This window comes from Acinetobacter lanii (genome assembly GCF_011578285.1).
Lineage (GTDB): Bacteria > Pseudomonadota > Gammaproteobacteria > Pseudomonadales > Moraxellaceae > Acinetobacter > Acinetobacter lanii.
This window is the reverse complement of the sequence record NZ_CP049916.1, coordinates 2,072,431-2,092,664: the sequence shown is the minus strand read 5'-3', so window position 1 is coordinate 2,092,664 and position 20,234 is coordinate 2,072,431. Positions and strand designations below refer to the sequence as shown.

At 42.5% G+C, this 20,234-nt stretch carries 5 protein-coding genes and 1 pseudogene; 5 read left to right on the top strand and 1 reads right to left on the bottom strand.

What is annotated here, in order from left to right; translation table 11 throughout:
• Positions 1-16 precede the first annotated feature (16 nt).
• The 5 genes and pseudogenes from G8D99_RS09600 to G8D99_RS09580 all read left to right on the top strand — a co-directional run.
• Complete coding sequence (locus G8D99_RS09600; RefSeq protein ID WP_166325043.1) at positions 17-3,298, top strand: beta strand repeat-containing protein; 3,282 nt, start codon at positions 17-19, stop codon at positions 3,296-3,298.
• On the top strand, positions 3,273-16,160 hold the full coding sequence (locus tag G8D99_RS09595; RefSeq protein WP_166325040.1) for a beta strand repeat-containing protein: 12,888 nt from the start codon (positions 3,273-3,275) through the stop codon (positions 16,158-16,160). Before G8D99_RS09600 ends, G8D99_RS09595 begins: the two co-directional genes overlap by 26 nt.
• A gap of 223 nt (positions 16,161-16,383) precedes the next feature.
• Positions 16,384-16,761 (top strand): IS630 transposase-related protein, encoded by a 378-nt coding sequence (locus G8D99_RS09590; protein ID WP_166324626.1) that lies wholly within the window; start codon positions 16,384-16,386, stop codon positions 16,759-16,761.
• 23 nt (positions 16,762-16,784) lie between these two features.
• Complete coding sequence (locus G8D99_RS09585; protein ID WP_166325037.1) at positions 16,785-17,303, top strand: IS630 family transposase; 519 nt, start codon at positions 16,785-16,787, stop codon at positions 17,301-17,303.
• A 121-nt stretch (positions 17,304-17,424) separates the two neighbouring features.
• Positions 17,425-18,345, top strand: a pseudogene (locus G8D99_RS09580) (IS5 family transposase); the annotation flags it as partial.
• Between the two features lie 396 nt (positions 18,346-18,741).
• Here the strand turns inward: G8D99_RS09580 and G8D99_RS09575 are convergent.
• On the bottom strand, positions 18,742-19,722 hold the full coding sequence (locus G8D99_RS09575) for an IS110 family RNA-guided transposase (RefSeq protein WP_166322541.1): 981 nt from the start codon (positions 19,720-19,722) through the stop codon (positions 18,742-18,744).
• Positions 19,723-20,234 lie beyond the last annotated feature (512 nt).

Here is a 20,234-nt window from a genome sequence, read left to right as displayed (position 1 = left end):
AGACCGTAACGGTACAGTGATTAGTGATACTGATGATTTGTTGAAAACAGATACTGATCAAGATCCAGCAACACCAGAACAAGGTGGCTTAGACCGTACACCTGGTACGATCACGGTTGATGTTGATACGAAAGGTCAGATCACAGGTCAAACCACTGACGTTGAACCAAACAGCACGGTAACCTTGACCATCACCGGTCAAGACAAAAATGGTGCGCCAGTTGAAGCGACTGTAGAAACCACAGTCAATACAGATGGCAGCTATACAGCACAAGTACCTACTGAGTTTGCGGATGGTGAATTAACAGTAGTTGCGACCACTGAAGACCGTAACGGTACAGTGATTAGTGATACTGATGATTTGTTGAAAACAGATACTGATCAAGATCCAGCAACACCAGAACAAGGTGGCTTAGACCGTACACCTGGTACGATCACGGTTGATGTTGATACGAAAGGTCAGATCACAGGTCAAACCACTGACGTTGAACCAAACAGCACGGTAACCTTGACCATCACCGGTCAAGACAAAAATGGTGCGCCAGTTGAAGCGACTGTAGAAACCACAGTCAATACAGATGGCAGCTATACAGCACAAGTACCTACTGAGTTTGCGGATGGTGAATTAACAGTAGTTGCGACCACTGAAGACCGTAACGGTACAGTGATTAGTGATACTGATGATTTGTTGAAAACAGATACTGATCAAGATCCAGCAACACCAGAACAAGGTGGCTTAGACCGTACACCTGGTACGATCACGGTTGATGTTGATACGAAAGGTCAGATCACAGGTCAAACCACTGACGTTGAACCAAACAGCACGGTAACCTTGACCATCACCGGTCAAGACAAAAATGGTGCGCCAGTTGAAGCGACTGTAGAAACCACAGTCAATACAGATGGCAGCTATACAGCACAAGTACCTACTGAGTTTGCGGATGGTGAATTAACAGTAGTTGCGACCACTGAAGACCGTAACGGTACAGTGATTAGTGATACTGATGATTTGTTGAAAACAGATACTGATCAAGATCCAGCAACACCAGAACAAGGTGGCTTAGACCGTACACCTGGTACGATCACGGTTGATGTTGATACGAAAGGTCAGATCACAGGTCAAACCACTGACGTTGAACCAAACAGCACGGTAACCTTGACCATCACCGGTCAAGACAAAAATGGTGCGCCAGTTGAAGCGACTGTAGAAACCACAGTCAATACAGATGGCAGCTATACAGCACAAGTACCTACTGAGTTTGCGGATGGTGAATTAACAGTAGTTGCGACCACTGAAGACCGTAACGGTACAGTGATTAGTGATACTGATGATTTGTTGAAAACAGATACTGATCAAGATCCAGCAACACCAGAACAAGGTGGCTTAGACCGTACACCTGGTACGATCACGGTTGATGTTGATACGAAAGGTCAGATCACAGGTCAAACCACTGACGTTGAACCAAACAGCACGGTAACCTTGACCATCACCGGTCAAGACAAAAATGGTGCGCCAGTTGAAGCGACTGTAGAAACCACAGTCAATACAGATGGCAGCTATACAGCACAAGTACCTACTGAGTTTGCGGATGGTGAATTAACAGTAGTTGCGACCACTGAAGACCGTAACGGTACAGTGATTAGTGATACTGATGATTTGTTGAAAACAGATACTGATCAAGATCCAGCAACACCAGAACAAGGTGGCTTAGACCGTACACCTGGTACGATCACGGTTGATGTTGATACGAAAGGTCAGATCACAGGTCAAACCACTGACGTTGAACCAAACAGCACGGTAACCTTGACCATCACCGGTCAAGACAAAAATGGTGCGCCAGTTGAAGCGACTGTAGAAACCACAGTCAATACAGATGGCAGCTATACAGCACAAGTACCTACTGAGTTTGCGGATGGTGAATTAACAGTAGTTGCGACCACTGAAGACCGTAACGGTACAGTGATTAGTGATACTGATGATTTGTTGAAAACAGATACTGATCAAGATCCAGCAACACCAGAACAAGGTGGCTTAGACCGTACACCTGGTACGATCACGGTTGATGTTGATACGAAAGGTCAGATCACAGGTCAAACCACTGACGTTGAACCAAACAGCACGGTAACCTTGACCATCACCGGTCAAGACAAAAATGGTGCGCCAGTTGAAGCGACTGTAGAAACCACAGTCAATACAGATGGCAGCTATACAGCACAAGTACCTACTGAGTTTGCGGATGGTGAATTAACAGTAGTTGCGACCACTGAAGACCGTAACGGTACAGTGATTAGTGATACTGATGATTTGTTGAAAACAGATACTGATCAAGATCCAGCAACACCAGAACAAGGTGGCTTAGACCGTACACCTGGTACGATCACGGTTGATGTTGATACGAAAGGTCAGATCACAGGTCAAACCACTGACGTTGAACCAAACAGCACGGTAACCTTGACCATCACCGGTCAAGACAAAAATGGTGCGCCAGTTGAAGCGACTGTAGAAACCACAGTCAATACAGATGGCAGCTATACAGCACAAGTACCTACTGAGTTTGCGGATGGTGAATTAACAGTAGTTGCGACCACTGAAGACCGTAACGGTACAGTGATTAGTGATACTGATGATTTGTTGAAAACAGATACTGATCAAGATCCAGCAACACCAGAACAAGGTGGCTTAGACCGTACACCTGGTACGATCACGGTTGATGTTGATACGAAAGGTCAGATCACAGGTCAAACCACTGACGTTGAACCAAACAGCACGGTAACCTTGACCATCACCGGTCAAGACAAAAATGGTGCGCCAGTTGAAGCGACTGTAGAAACCACAGTCAATACAGATGGCAGCTATACAGCACAAGTACCTACTGAGTTTGCGGATGGTGAATTAACAGTAGTTGCGACCACTGAAGACCGTAACGGTACAGTGATTAGTGATACTGATGATTTGTTGAAAACAGATACTGATCAAGATCCAGCAACACCAGAACAAGGTGGCTTAGACCGTACACCTGGTACGATCACGGTTGATGTTGATACGAAAGGTCAGATCACAGGTCAAACCACTGACGTTGAACCAAACAGCACGGTAACCTTGACCATCACCGGTCAAGACAAAAATGGTGCGCCAGTTGAAGCGACTGTAGAAACCACAGTCAATACAGATGGCAGCTATACAGCACAAGTACCTACTGAGTTTGCGGATGGTGAATTAACAGTAGTTGCGACCACTGAAGACCGTAACGGTACAGTGATTAGTGATACTGATGATTTTGTTGAAAACAGATACTGATCAAGATCCAGCAACACCAGAACAAGGTGGCTTAGACCGTACACCTGGTACGATCACGGTTGATGTTGATACGAAAGGTCAGATCACAGGTCAAACCACTGACGTTGAACCAAACAGCACGGTAACCTTGACCATCACCGGTCAAGACAAAAATGGTGCGCCAGTTGAAGCGACTGTAGAAACCACAGTCAATACAGATGGCAGCTATACAGCACAAGTACCTACTGAGTTTGCGGATGGTGAATTAACAGTAGTTGCGACCACTGAAGACCGTAACGGTACAGTGATTAGTGATACTGATGATTTGTTGAAAACAGATACTGATCAAGATCCAGCAACACCAGAACAAGGTGGCTTAGACCGTACACCTGGTACGATCACGGTTGATGTTGATACGAAAGGTCAGATCACAGGTCAAACCACTGACGTTGAACCAAACAGCACGGTAACCTTGACCATCACCGGTCAAGACAAAAATGGTGCGCCAGTTGAAGCGACTGTAGAAACCACAGTCAATACAGATGGCAGCTATACAGCACAAGTACCTACTGAGTTTGCGGATGGTGAATTAACAGTAGTTGCGACCACTGAAGACCGTAACGGTACAGTGATTAGTGATACTGATGATTTGTTGAAAACAGATACTGATCAAGATCCAGCAACACCAGAACAAGGTGGCTTAGACCGTACACCTGGTACGATCACGGTTGATGTTGATACGAAAGGTCAGATCACAGGTCAAACCACTGACGTTGAACCAAACAGCACGGTAACCTTGACCATCACCGGTCAAGACAAAAATGGTGCGCCAGTTGAAGCGACTGTAGAAACCACAGTCAATACAGATGGCAGCTATACAGCACAAGTACCTACTGAGTTTGCGGATGGTGAATTAACAGTAGTTGCGACCACTGAAGACCGTAACGGTACAGTGATTAGTGATACTGATGATTTGTTGAAAACAGATACTGATCAAGATCCAGCAACACCAGAACAAGGTGGCTTAGACCGTACACCTGGTACGATCACGGTTGATGTTGATACGAAAGGTCAGATCACAGGTCAAACCACTGACGTTGAACCAAACAGCACGGTAACCTTGACCATCACCGGTCAAGACAAAAATGGTGCGCCAGTTGAAGCGACTGTAGAAACCACAGTCAATACAGATGGCAGCTATACAGCACAAGTACCTACTGAGTTTGCGGATGGTGAATTAACAGTAGTTGCGACCACTGAAGACCGTAACGGTACAGTGATTAGTGATACTGATGATTTGTTGAAAACAGATACTGATCAAGATCCAGCAACACCAGAACAAGGTGGCTTAGACCGTACACCTGGTACGATCACGGTTGATGTTGATACGAAAGGTCAGATCACAGGTCAAACCACTGACGTTGAACCAAACAGCACGGTAACCTTGACCATCACCGGTCAAGACAAAAATGGTGCGCCAGTTGAAGCGACTGTAGAAACCACAGTCAATACAGATGGCAGCTATACAGCACAAGTACCTACTGAGTTTGCGGATGGTGAATTAACAGTAGTTGCGACCACTGAAGACCGTAACGGTACAGTGATTAGTGATACTGATGATTTGTTGAAAACAGATACTGATCAAGATCCAGCAACACCAGAACAAGGTGGCTTAGACCGTACACCTGGTACGATCACGGTTGATGTTGATACGAAAGGTCAGATCACAGGTCAAACCACTGACGTTGAACCAAACAGCACGGTAACCTTGACCATCACCGGTCAAGACAAAAATGGTGCGCCAGTTGAAGCGACTGTAGAAACCACAGTCAATACAGATGGCAGCTATACAGCACAAGTACCTACTGAGTTTGCGGATGGTGAATTAACAGTAGTTGCGACCACTGAAGACCGTAACGGTACAGTGATTAGTGATACTGATGATTTGTTGAAAACAGATACTGATCAAGATCCAGCAACACCAGAACAAGGTGGCTTAGACCGTACACCTGGTACGATCACGGTTGATGTTGATACGAAAGGTCAGATCACAGGTCAAACCACTGACGTTGAACCAAACAGCACGGTAACCTTGACCATCACCGGTCAAGACAAAAATGGTGCGCCAGTTGAAGCGACTGTAGAAACCACAGTCAATACAGATGGCAGCTATACAGCACAAGTACCTACTGAGTTTGCGGATGGTGAATTAACAGTAGTTGCGACCACTGAAGACCGTAACGGTACAGTGATTAGTGATACTGATGATTTGTTGAAAACAGATACTGATCAAGATCCAGCAACACCAGAACAAGGTGGCTTAGACCGTACACCTGGTACGATCACGGTTGATGTTGATACGAAAGGTCAGATCACAGGTCAAACCACTGACGTTGAACCAAACAGCACGGTAACCTTGACCATCACCGGTCAAGACAAAAATGGTGCGCCAGTTGAAGCGACTGTAGAAACCACAGTCAATACAGATGGCAGCTATACAGCACAAGTACCTACTGAGTTTGCGGATGGTGAATTAACAGTAGTTGCGACCACTGAAGACCGTAACGGTACAGTGATTAGTGATACTGATGATTTGTTGAAAACAGATACTGATCAAGATCCAGCAACACCAGAACAAGGTGGCTTAGACCGTACACCTGGTACGATCACGGTTGATGTTGATACGAAAGGTCAGATCACAGGTCAAACCACTGACGTTGAACCAAACAGCACGGTAACCTTGACCATCACCGGTCAAGACAAAAATGGTGCGCCAGTTGAAGCGACTGTAGAAACCACAGTCAATACAGATGGCAGCTATACAGCACAAGTACCTACTGAGTTTGCGGATGGTGAATTAACAGTAGTTGCGACCACTGAAGACCGTAACGGTACAGTGATTAGTGATACTGATGATTTGTTGAAAACAGATACTGATCAAGATCCAGCAACACCAGAACAAGGTGGCTTAGACCGTACACCTGGTACGATCACGGTTGATGTTGATACGAAAGGTCAGATCACAGGTCAAACCACTGACGTTGAACCAAACAGCACGGTAACCTTGACCATCACCGGTCAAGACAAAAATGGTGCGCCAGTTGAAGCGACTGTAGAAACCACAGTCAATACAGATGGCAGCTATACAGCACAAGTACCTACTGAGTTTGCGGATGGTGAATTAACAGTAGTTGCGACCACTGAAGACCGTAACGGTACAGTGATTAGTGATACTGATGATTTGTTGAAAACAGATACTGATCAAGATCCAGCAACACCAGAACAAGGTGGCTTAGACCGTACACCTGGTACGATCACGGTTGATGTTGATACGAAAGGTCAGATCACAGGTCAAACCACTGACGTTGAACCAAACAGCACGGTAACCTTGACCATCACCGGTCAAGACAAAAATGGTGCGCCAGTTGAAGCGACTGTAGAAACCACAGTCAATACAGATGGCAGCTATACAGCACAAGTACCTACTGAGTTTGCGGATGGTGAATTAACAGTAGTTGCGACCACTGAAGACCGTAACGGTACAGTGATTAGTGATACTGATGATTTGTTGAAAACAGATACTGATCAAGATCCAGCAACACCAGAACAAGGTGGCTTAGACCGTACACCTGGTACGATCACGGTTGATGTTGATACGAAAGGTCAGATCACAGGTCAAACCACTGACGTTGAACCAAACAGCACGGTAACCTTGACCATCACCGGTCAAGACAAAAATGGTGCGCCAGTTGAAGCGACTGTAGAAACCACAGTCAATACAGATGGCAGCTATACAGCACAAGTACCTACTGAGTTTGCGGATGGTGAATTAACAGTAGTTGCGACCACTGAAGACCGTAACGGTACAGTGATTAGTGATACTGATGATTTGTTGAAAACAGATACTGATCAAGATCCAGCAACACCAGAACAAGGTGGCTTAGACCGTACACCTGGTACGATCACGGTTGATGTTGATACGAAAGGTCAGATCACAGGTCAAACCACTGACGTTGAACCAAACAGCACGGTAACCTTGACCATCACCGGTCAAGACAAAAATGGTGCGCCAGTTGAAGCGACTGTAGAAACCACAGTCAATACAGATGGCAGCTATACAGCACAAGTACCTACTGAGTTTGCGGATGGTGAATTAACAGTAGTTGCGACCACTGAAGACCGTAACGGTACAGTGATTAGTGATACTGATGATTTGTTGAAAACAGATACTGATCAAGATCCAGCAACACCAGAACAAGGTGGCTTAGACCGTACACCTGGTACGATCACGGTTGATGTTGATACGAAAGGTCAGATCACAGGTCAAACCACTGACGTTGAACCAAACAGCACGGTAACCTTGACCATCACCGGTCAAGACAAAAATGGTGCGCCAGTTGAAGCGACTGTAGAAACCACAGTCAATACAGATGGCAGCTATACAGCACAAGTACCTACTGAGTTTGCGGATGGTGAATTAACAGTAGTTGCGACCACTGAAGACCGTAACGGTACAGTGATTAGTGATACTGATGATTTGTTGAAAACAGATACTGATCAAGATCCAGCAACACCAGAACAAGGTGGCTTAGACCGTACACCTGGTACGATCACGGTTGATGTTGATACGAAAGGTCAGATCACAGGTCAAACCACTGACGTTGAACCAAACAGCACGGTAACCTTGACCATCACCGGTCAAGACAAAAATGGTGCGCCAGTTGAAGCGACTGTAGAAACCACAGTCAATACAGATGGCAGCTATACAGCACAAGTACCTACTGAGTTTGCGGATGGTGAATTAACAGTAGTTGCGACCACTGAAGACCGTAACGGTACAGTGATTAGTGATACTGATGATTTGTTGAAAACAGATACTGATCAAGATCCAGCAACACCAGAACAAGGTGGCTTAGACCGTACACCTGGTACGATCACGGTTGATGTTGATACGAAAGGTCAGATCACAGGTCAAACCACTGACGTTGAACCAAACAGCACGGTAACCTTGACCATCACCGGTCAAGACAAAAATGGTGCGCCAGTTGAAGCGACTGTAGAAACCACAGTCAATACAGATGGCAGCTATACAGCACAAGTACCTACTGAGTTTGCGGATGGTGAATTAACAGTAGTTGCGACCACTGAAGACCGTAACGGTACAGTGATTAGTGATACTGATGATTTGTTGAAAACAGATACTGATCAAGATCCAGCAACACCAGAACAAGGTGGCTTAGACCGTACACCTGGTACGATCACGGTTGATGTTGATACGAAAGGTCAGATCACAGGTCAAACCACTGACGTTGAACCAAACAGCACGGTAACCTTGACCATCACCGGTCAAGACAAAAATGGTGCGCCAGTTGAAGCGACTGTAGAAACCACAGTCAATACAGATGGCAGCTATACAGCACAAGTACCTACTGAGTTTGCGGATGGTGAATTAACAGTAGTTGCGACCACTGAAGACCGTAACGGTACAGTGATTAGTGATACTGATGATTTGTTGAAAACAGATACTGATCAAGATCCAGCAACACCAGAACAAGGTGGCTTAGACCGTACACCTGGTACGATCACGGTTGATGTTGATACGAAAGGTCAGATCACAGGTCAAACCACTGACGTTGAACCAAACAGCACGGTAACCTTGACCATCACCGGTCAAGACAAAAATGGTGCGCCAGTTGAAGCGACTGTAGAAACCACAGTCAATACAGATGGCAGCTATACAGCACAAGTACCTACTGAGTTTGCGGATGGTGAATTAACAGTAGTTGCGACCACTGAAGACCGTAACGGTACAGTGATTAGTGATACTGATGATTTGTTGAAAACAGATACTGATCAAGATCCAGCAACACCAGAACAAGGTGGCTTAGACCGTACACCTGGTACGATCACGGTTGATGTTGATACGAAAGGTCAGATCACAGGTCAAACCACTGACGTTGAACCAAACAGCACGGTAACCTTGACCATCACCGGTCAAGACAAAAATGGTGCGCCAGTTGAAGCGACTGTAGAAACCACAGTCAATACAGATGGCAGCTATACAGCACAAGTACCTACTGAGTTTGCGGATGGTGAATTAACAGTAGTTGCGACCACTGAAGACCGTAACGGTACAGTGATTAGTGATACTGATGATTTGTTGAAAACAGATACTGATCAAGATCCAGCAACACCAGAACAAGGTGGCTTAGACCGTACACCTGGTACGATCACGGTTGATGTTGATACGAAAGGTCAGATCACAGGTCAAACCACTGACGTTGAACCAAACAGCACGGTAACCTTGACCATCACCGGTCAAGACAAAAATGGTGCGCCAGTTGAAGCGACTGTAGAAACCACAGTCAATACAGATGGCAGCTATACAGCACAAGTACCTACTGAGTTTGCGGATGGTGAATTAACAGTAGTTGCGACCACTGAAGACCGTAACGGTACAGTGATTAGTGATACTGATGATTTGTTGAAAACAGATACTGATCAAGATCCAGCAACACCAGAACAAGGTGGCTTAGACCGTACACCTGGTACGATCACGGTTGATGTTGATACGAAAGGTCAGATCACAGGTCAAACCACTGACGTTGAACCAAACAGCACGGTAACCTTGACCATCACCGGTCAAGACAAAAATGGTGCGCCAGTTGAAGCGACTGTAGAAACCACAGTCAATACAGATGGCAGCTATACAGCACAAGTACCTACTGAGTTTGCGGATGGTGAATTAACAGTAGTTGCGACCACTGAAGACCGTAACGGTACAGTGATTAGTGATACTGATGATTTGTTGAAAACAGATACTGATCAAGATCCAGCAACACCAGAACAAGGTGGCTTAGACCGTACACCTGGTACGATCACGGTTGATGTTGATACGAAAGGTCAGATCACAGGTCAAACCACTGACGTTGAACCAAACAGCACGGTAACCTTGACCATCACCGGTCAAGACAAAAATGGTGCGCCAGTTGAAGCGACTGTAGAAACCACAGTCAATACAGATGGCAGCTATACAGCACAAGTACCTACTGAGTTTGCGGATGGTGAATTAACAGTAGTTGCGACCACTGAAGACCGTAACGGTACAGTGATTAGTGATACTGATGATTTGTTGAAAACAGATACTGATCAAGATCCAGCAACACCAGAACAAGGTGGCTTAGACCGTACACCTGGTACGATCACGGTTGATGTTGATACGAAAGGTCAGATCACAGGTCAAACCACTGACGTTGAACCAAACAGCACGGTAACCTTGACCATCACCGGTCAAGACAAAAATGGTGCGCCAGTTGAAGCGACTGTAGAAACCACAGTCAATACAGATGGCAGCTATACAGCACAAGTACCTACTGAGTTTGCGGATGGTGAATTAACAGTAGTTGCGACCACTGAAGACCGTAACGGTACAGTGATTAGTGATACTGATGATTTGTTGAAAACAGATACTGATCAAGATCCAGCAACACCAGAACAAGGTGGCTTAGACCGTACACCTGGTACGATCACGGTTGATGTTGATACGAAAGGTCAGATCACAGGTCAAACCACTGACGTTGAACCAAACAGCACGGTAACCTTGACCATCACCGGTCAAGACAAAAATGGTGCGCCAGTTGAAGCGACTGTAGAAACCACAGTCAATACAGATGGCAGCTATACAGCACAAGTACCTACTGAGTTTGCGGATGGTGAATTAACAGTAGTTGCGACCACTGAAGACCGTAACGGTACAGTGATTAGTGATACTGATGATTTGTTGAAAACAGATACTGATCAAGATCCAGCAACACCAGAACAAGGTGGCTTAGACCGTACACCTGGTACGATCACGGTTGATGTTGATACGAAAGGTCAGATCACAGGTCAAACCACTGACGTTGAACCAAACAGCACGGTAACCTTGACCATCACCGGTCAAGACAAAAATGGTGCGCCAGTTGAAGCGACTGTAGAAACCACAGTCAATACAGATGGCAGCTATACAGCACAAGTACCTACTGAGTTTGCGGATGGTGAATTAACAGTAGTTGCGACCACTGAAGACCGTAACGGTACAGTGATTAGTGATACTGATGATTTGTTGAAAACAGATACTGATCAAGATCCAGCAACACCAGAACAAGGTGGCTTAGACCGTACACCTGGTACGATCACGGTTGATGTTGATACGAAAGGTCAGATCACAGGTCAAACCACTGACGTTGAACCAAACAGCACGGTAACCTTGACCATCACCGGTCAAGACAAAAATGGTGCGCCAGTTGAAGCGACTGTAGAAACCACAGTCAATACAGATGGCAGCTATACAGCACAAGTACCTACTGAGTTTGCGGATGGTGAATTAACAGTAGTTGCGACCACTGAAGACCGTAACGGTACAGTGATTAGTGATACTGATGATTTGTTGAAAACAGATACTGATCAAGATCCAGCAACACCAGAACAAGGTGGCTTAGACCGTACACCTGGTACGATCACGGTTGATGTTGATACGAAAGGTCAGATCACAGGTCAAACCACTGACGTTGAACCAAACAGCACGGTAACCTTGACCATCACCGGTCAAGACAAAAATGGTGCGCCAGTTGAAGCGACTGTAGAAACCACAGTCAATACAGATGGCAGCTATACAGCACAAGTACCTACTGAGTTTGCGGATGGTGAATTAACAGTAGTTGCGACCACTGAAGACCGTAACGGTACAGTGATTAGTGATACTGATGATTTGTTGAAAACAGATACTGATCAAGATCCAGCAACACCAGAACAAGGTGGCTTAGACCGTACACCTGGTACGATCACGGTTGATGTTGATACGAAAGGTCAGATCACAGGTCAAACCACTGACGTTGAACCAAACAGCACGGTAACCTTGACCATCACCGGTCAAGACAAAAATGGTGCGCCAGTTGAAGCGACTGTAGAAACCACAGTCAATACAGATGGCAGCTATACAGCACAAGTACCTACTGAGTTTGCGGATGGTGAATTAACAGTAGTTGCGACCACTGAAGACCGTAACGGTACAGTGATTAGTGATACTGATGATTTGTTGAAAACAGATACTGATCAAGATCCAGCAACACCAGAACAAGGTGGCTTAGACCGTACACCTGGTACGATCACGGTTGATGTTGATACGAAAGGTCAGATCACAGGTCAAACCACTGACGTTGAACCAAACAGCACGGTAACCTTGACCATCACCGGTCAAGACAAAAATGGTGCGCCAGTTGAAGCGACTGTAGAAACCACAGTCAATACAGATGGCAGCTATACAGCACAAGTACCTACTGAGTTTGCGGATGGTGAATTAACAGTAGTTGCGACCACTGAAGACCGTAACGGTACAGTGATTAGTGATACTGATGATTTGTTGAAAACAGATACTGATCAAGATCCAGCAACACCAGAACAAGGTGGCTTAGACCGTACACCTGGTACGATCACGGTTGATGTTGATACGAAAGGTCAGATCACAGGTCAAACCACTGACGTTGAACCAAACAGCACGGTAACCTTGACCATCACCGGTCAAGACAAAAATGGTGCGCCAGTTGAAGCGACTGTAGAAACCACAGTCAATACAGATGGCAGCTATACAGCACAAGTACCTACTGAGTTTGCGGATGGTGAATTAACAGTAGTTGCGACCACTGAAGACCGTAACGGTACAGTGATTAGTGATACTGATGATTTGTTGAAAACAGATACTGATCAAGATCCAGCAACACCAGAACAAGGTGGCTTAGACCGTACACCTGGTACGATCACGGTTGATGTTGATACGAAAGGTCAGATCACAGGTCAAACCACTGACGTTGAACCAAACAGCACGGTAACCTTGACCATCACCGGTCAAGACAAAAATGGTGCGCCAGTTGAAGCGACTGTAGAAACCACAGTCAATACAGATGGCAGCTATACAGCACAAGTACCTACTGAGTTTGCGGATGGTGAATTAACAGTAGTTGCGACCACTGAAGACCGTAACGGTCATCCAATTGATGCAACGGATGAGTTACCAGAAGGTAAAGATGGCTTGGATCGTTATAATGATGCACCAGTAGCTATTGCAGTTGAAGCGACTACTAATGAAGATACATCTGTTGTAATTCAGATAAATGGTTCAGATGTTGAAGATGGTAGTGTAAATAAATATCAAATCACTGAATTACCATTAAATGGTGTATTGATTCTTCAGGGTAGTACGACTCCTCTGAAAGCTGGTGATTACTTTGACAGTAGCAGTAGTTTAATCTTTAAGCCTAATAAGGATTGGAGTGGAGACACATCATTCAAATATGTTGTTGAAGATAAAGAAGGTTTAGCATCTGAAGAAGCGCAAGTTAATATTCATGTTGAAGCAATTGCGGATGTTCCTCAAATAAGCTTGAATTCAACGGCTTTAGATCTTGAAAATATTGCATTGAATATGACGGTTTGGCGTGATCTTAAGACTGTTACCACTGATAGTAATATTTCATATAACTTACTCAATGGTACTAATGCAGCAGGTAGACCTGATGCTGGTAGTGGTGCTAAAGCTGATACGTTATTCGGTGCATTTGAGTATTTAACTTCAGGTCAAACGAAGTATAAGGCATCAAATGAATTTGGTTCGGAAGTGTATCAACTAGATTCTGAAGCTTTAGGTTTTAAAGATAAGAATGACAAAGGTGTACCAACGTCAGGTAACTTATCAGCATATACGGGTGTAGCAATGACAGGCTATGTCTATTTGAAAGCTGGTACGGAGTATGAGTACCAAGGCTCAGCTGATGACAGTGCTATGTTATTGATTGGTGATAATAACCCATTCCATGTGAGCTGGCAGGGTGTACCAACGACTGCAACAGACACATTAATTGTGACGAAAAGTGGTTTTTATACCTACAATTTCTACATGCATAATGCTTCAGGTGTGGGTAGTTTTGATTATAAAGTGGTTGAGAAAGCATCTGGTCAAGACTTGGCATATTATCCTGATCTTGAAACTGCTAAAGAAGCGCTCGATAATTATTATGGTATAGATGATATTTCTGTATCAGATAAAATTCAGTCCTCGTCTACAGATACCGATAAGCATTTCTTCTACCGCATTTATGATGCTCGTGAAGGTGAAGTTGGAGATCAAATCTATTTAGGTGACTTGAATAGTTCACTTGTTGATAAAGATGGTTCAGAAAGCTTGGAACTTGTATTTAAGGGTTTAATTCAAAATACAACTTTAACAGCTATCATTGATGGTCAAACTGTTGTTATTGGTAAAGCTGATGCCAATGGTATTATTCATTATGACGTTAATGGTTTGGATCTAACGGGTGCGAAATTATTTGTTCGAGTTCCAGGTGATTACAATCTTGTTGATCAAAACAAAGTGATGAATATTACTATTGATGCGATCGCAACTGAGAAAATGAATGATTCTAAGGCTTATAACAGCGTCACAGTTGATGTGACTGTTTACGCACCAACAAAACCTGTTGAGTTGGATCTGTTAGATCAAGATCAATTAGATCTGCCTGAAGTAACAGCATCTTTAGTCGGTACTGTTCAGCATCACAAAGTAGTTGAAGATTTATCGGATTCAAGTGATGAACCTCAACCATTGTATGATGCATCATTAGAGGGATTAAAAAATATTTATCGCGATGTAAATGGTGATTATATTATTTTGCCTGAAGATACAGAGAATGTTGAAATTGTTAACTATTACGATTTAGCTGCTGATATTATCAAGAATGCTACAGACTTTAATGTCGCTGCAAGTGCATTAGACCGCTTATCGAACTATACAGCAAGTGCAGAGCATCATGAGATTTTTGTCTTCAATTATGCTGATCTGATTGCGTTATATTCAACAAAAGTCAATGGTCAGGATTTCTTGAGTAAAATGCCAAAAGGTATTGCGGGCAATCGTGGTGATGATCAAAAGGATTGGGTGATTTTTGATGAACCGTTCAATGAAAACACCTTTAAAGTTGACAAGATTATGACCAATAACTCAGATGTGAATAATCATATTGATAACTACACATTCTTAATCTCACATGATGGGGTGAATGTGAATTTAGTCATTAATAATATTCATGGTATTGCATTCTCTGATGGTACAATCATTGCTTACAATCCTGAAACAGATGGGTTTGAGAGTAAACAACCACAACAACAGGTGTATGACAAATACGAATTTGTTCTTAAATCACAGGTTGTGAAAGATGATACTGGTACATTACAAGTAGACGGTATTCAATTTAAAGCACCTTCATTAGATGGTCTATCTGGCTTGCAGGTTACTGTGAATGGTCAGACAGTCACTGAAAGTGAAAATGGTTACTATGTCTATAAAGATGCAGCAAAAGCAGATACTTCTAATGATTTCAAGATCATAGTGAAAGCACCTGAAGGTATCATTGTTGATACAAACTTTATAAATGATTTGCAAAATGATTTGAATGATTCAAACAATGTGCAAGCATTATCCGCTGAAGTAATACCAGTAGCTACGCGCTTTGCATTGGAACTGCCGATTAATGACGATATGATCTTTGATCTATTAAATGATGATAACTTGGGCGGTAATCAACTTCGTACAGTAGAAGACTTTACAGTTGAAGTGGATTCTACTCAGCAAATCGACATTTCAGCATTACTGTCAGATACAGCAAATGCCGATAATTTATCTGATTTTGTATCAGTAAACTACGATGCTGTTCAGCAACAAGTAGAGATTGCGATTGATCGTGATGGTAAATCACAAGATCATTATCAGTCAGAGAGTTTGTTGGTACTGCTGAATCAAGCCGAAAAAGTTACTTTGGATGATTTAATCAATAACAATCAAATTATCTATTAATCATTGATGTAATAAAAAAGCGCCTTCGGGCGCTTTTTTATTGGTTTGTAGGTGGGCGATTGGTATATTTGCTTTTAGAAAAAACAAATTTAATTATTTTGTATGTGTAATGGTGAAAGTCTATTTATAACGTGATTGCAAATTTGAGTTGTTAATTTTTTTACATAATATAGCTAAAAACTTAAGATGAGCTACAATAGAAAAAACTCTAATCTTTAAGATCATGCCAAAAACATATTCTGTCGATTTACGCGAAAAAGCCATGCAGTTTTATAAAGAGTCAAAGCATAAATCTAAGACGTGCGAAATATTTAATATTGCCAGAACCACGCTCGATGATTGGATCCTGATCGAACAGCAGACTGGTCAACTCAAACAACCTAAGTCTCCAAATGTAGGACGTCCCTCAAAGATTCTGGACCTGCAAGCTTTTGAAGCATTTGTAAAAACAACGCCATTTACCCAAGCTAAAGATCTTATTCCTTTGTTTGAACAGAAATTCGGTTATAGCGTTGGCTATCATGTCATTTTAAAAGCTCTAAATAAGATGGGTTGGACGCGTAAAAAAAGAGTTTTCTCTACAAACAAGCCTGCAAGTTAAGCCGTGCTGTATTTGAATGGTGTTTGCCTCAGTGGAAGCAGCAATATGGTGAAGATCACATTCTTTATATCGATGAATCAGGCATCAATACCAATGAAACCGCAGAATATGGTTGGTCTCCAAAAGGTCAACGTTGTCATGCATTTAAGTCAGGTGGGCATGGCACGAGACTCAGTATGATCAGTGAGGTCAGATCAAATGCACCATTCAAGTTTACTCAACCTTTAGTTTTTCACGGTTCGTGTGATCGGAATATTTTTGTCTGTTGGTTGGAATATTTGTTGCAGGATTTAAAGCAAAAGGATGATCAGACTAAGAGTTATTTGCTGATTCTAGATAATGCATCCATTCATAAAGGTCGAGTAATTGATGACTTGGCAGCACGATATCAGATAAGAATTGTTTATCTACCTGCATATAGTCCTGATCTAAATCCTATTGAGAGAGCATGGTCTGTCCTAAAAAGTAAAGTCAGACATATGGTTGCCCATAGCAATAAAACACTTCCCGACGCTTTGGATATTGCATTTAAGATGATGTAGCTTATATTTTATACTTAGCTATAAAAAAGCCCCCATCTTTCGATGAGGACTTTTTCGTATTCTGGAGGGCTTTGTTGCACAAACCTAGCAGGGAAAATTTATTCAGCCATATAATTTCAAAATGAATAAATCTCCCCCTAAAACCTATCGCACAACCAACTGGTCTCCCTACAATCGTGCCCTCATTAACCGAGGTAATATTTCCATTTGGTTTGATGCAAAGACTCAGTGGTATGCCCAATCAAAAGGCAAACAAGGACGAAATCAAACTTACTCTGACACCGCAATTCAATGCTGTTTAATGATCAAATCTTTATTCAGACTCTCTTTACGCATGGTCACAGGTTTTGTTCAAAGTCTGATTAAAATTTGCGGATTAGATTGGACAGCGCCAGATTATTCCACCATCTGTCGTAGACAAAAGCACATTGATATTGCAATTAACTACCAAAAAAGTAGCGATGGAATGCATCTACTCGTCGATTCTACTGGCTTGAGGTTTTTGGGTGAAGGTGAATGGAAACGTAAGAAACATGGACCTGAATATCGTCGTCAATGGCGTAAGCTTCATATTGCTATCGATGCTGAAACCCTTCAAATACGTGCAGTACAACTCACCACAAACAATGTCAGCGATTCACAAGTACCCGAAGACTTACTCGCTCAAATTCCTGTGGATGAACAAATTAATTCAGTCTATACAGATGGTGCTTATGACACGAAGCACTGCAGACAAGTCATTTTAGATCGAGATGCACATGCGGTCATTCCTCCAAGAAAAAATGCAAAACCATGGAAAGATCAGAAATTAAGATCTTTAGATAGGAATGAGTTATTAAAAACAGTCAACCGTTTAGGAAGAATGATTTGGAAAAGTGGTCTGGCTATCATCGTCGAAGTTTGGTAGAAGCAAAGATGCATTGCATCAAGTTATTTAGGGGGTAAATTAACAGTAAGGAGTTTTCCTAGTCAGGTGAATGAGATTCATGCACGCGTAGCCGTCTTGAGTAAATTCACAGAATTAGGTCATCCTCATACCCAATGTCACTTGAATTTGGTTCAATTAGGAGAGCGCTGTCTTTCAATTCTTTGTCCAACAAAGCCCCCCATAACTTGTTGCGACATGGAATAAGGTTCGGTATTCACGCCAATAACTCAGACAGAGTAAAACCTGATCTTATACACTTAACTTAGGTGGTCTACCTTTTGCAGGGACATGCATTTTCAGTTGTTCAACCATTAAGTCAAAGGTTGAACATGAGATGCCTGTATATCGCTTAAACTGTGTTTCAGAAAGCTTCTTTGAGTCGATGTATTTCATCCGCAAATTATGCATGAATATTTAAAACTCTTCGATACAAATAATCAGCAAGAGATAGAGCGTTTTTTGATTTATGAAAGAGATACCGTCTGAAACGTCAAGCAAATTATTGAAAATTCATGCTGAATAATCTGCTTGGTAAGGTTGTTGATGTTTGAGTACACCATAACAAAGATGAACCAACTTCCTCATCGCAGCTCCAATCGCTATCATTTTGGTTTTACCATTGGCCAATAACCTTTTATTCATCCCTTTGATATGAGGATTATGTCGAGTTGCGACAATGGCTGCCATATATAAACCAGCACGTATTTTGGAAGAGCCCGCTTTGGATAAACGGCTTCTACCATGAATCGAGCTACCCGACTGCTTTTGAATGGGAACCAAGCCAACAAAGGCAGCCGCTTGACTAGCCCTTTCAAACGTATGGCTGCGCAAGAAACTCAGCATTAATAAACTGGTTCGATCTGCAATGGCTGGAATACTGCTGAGCAGTTCTTTATCATTTTTTAAATCGGGATTCTGATCAATGTGATCATCAACTTGCTGGTCGATACCCTGAATGTGTTTGTTTAACTGTTCAATGCTCTTATGGATAGATTGAAGTACAGGTTCCATCGTGAAGGTAGACTCTGCTTTTTCCAAACGATTCTCTTCACGTTGTAAATCTTCACAAAGAGCAGCTCTTCTATCCAACAAAGCATTCAGCAATTGAATATGTTGGGGTAAAGGTTGCCAAAAATGTAGATCAGCAGTCATTGCGAATCGGGCTAGAACCTCACTATCTACCTTGTCTGTTTTATTCAGCTTAGACATACTCTGAGCAAAATATCGAGCTCTGGCAGGATTGGTTACGCAGACTTGATAGCCCGCATCAAATAAATATTTCGCCAAGAGTTCATGATAAATAGAAGTTGCTTCCATTAAAGTAATGGTCTGCGTAGAAGTTACAGCATGCTGCTTTAGCCAAGTTTGAAGTTGCTCAAAACCTTTTGGTGTATTTGAAAAAGTTTTAGTCTTCTTTTTACTTACAGAGTTTTCTAAAATTAAACAGCAATCAATTTTAGCTTTAGCAACATCAATACCAAGATAAAACATAATTTTTACCTGCTTTATTTATTCAATTATTGTTTTAGCATAACCACCGTCTTTTCTTGTGAATACAGCATCAAAGTGCTTAGTTACCGTCCAGAGTTGTGCAAGTGGTTAGGGCAAATTGTAGGTTTTATCTCTTTCACAGACTAAAAGTCTTAGGTCTATTACAAACTCTACAATTTGCATATAGTGCAAGCTAATCACTACAAGCGCTAAGATACAAGATCTAATTTAAATAAAATGTGAATAATATTTTATTTTTCTGAATCAGATGATAATCGATATAAATCTGTAACATTATGCCAGTTGACGTAGTAATTTGATTCAATAATTTTCTAGATTTTTCTCAAACATATATATATCAAAAAATAACATAAAAATAATTTAATAATATAACCTATTGTTTTAATTAAAAAAAATTAATATTACTTATTATTTTTTTTTGTAAATTTTTGCCTCCTTTATGTGTTTAATTGTGTTTTGTTAAATGTGATCAAGTGTGCGTTATTATATAA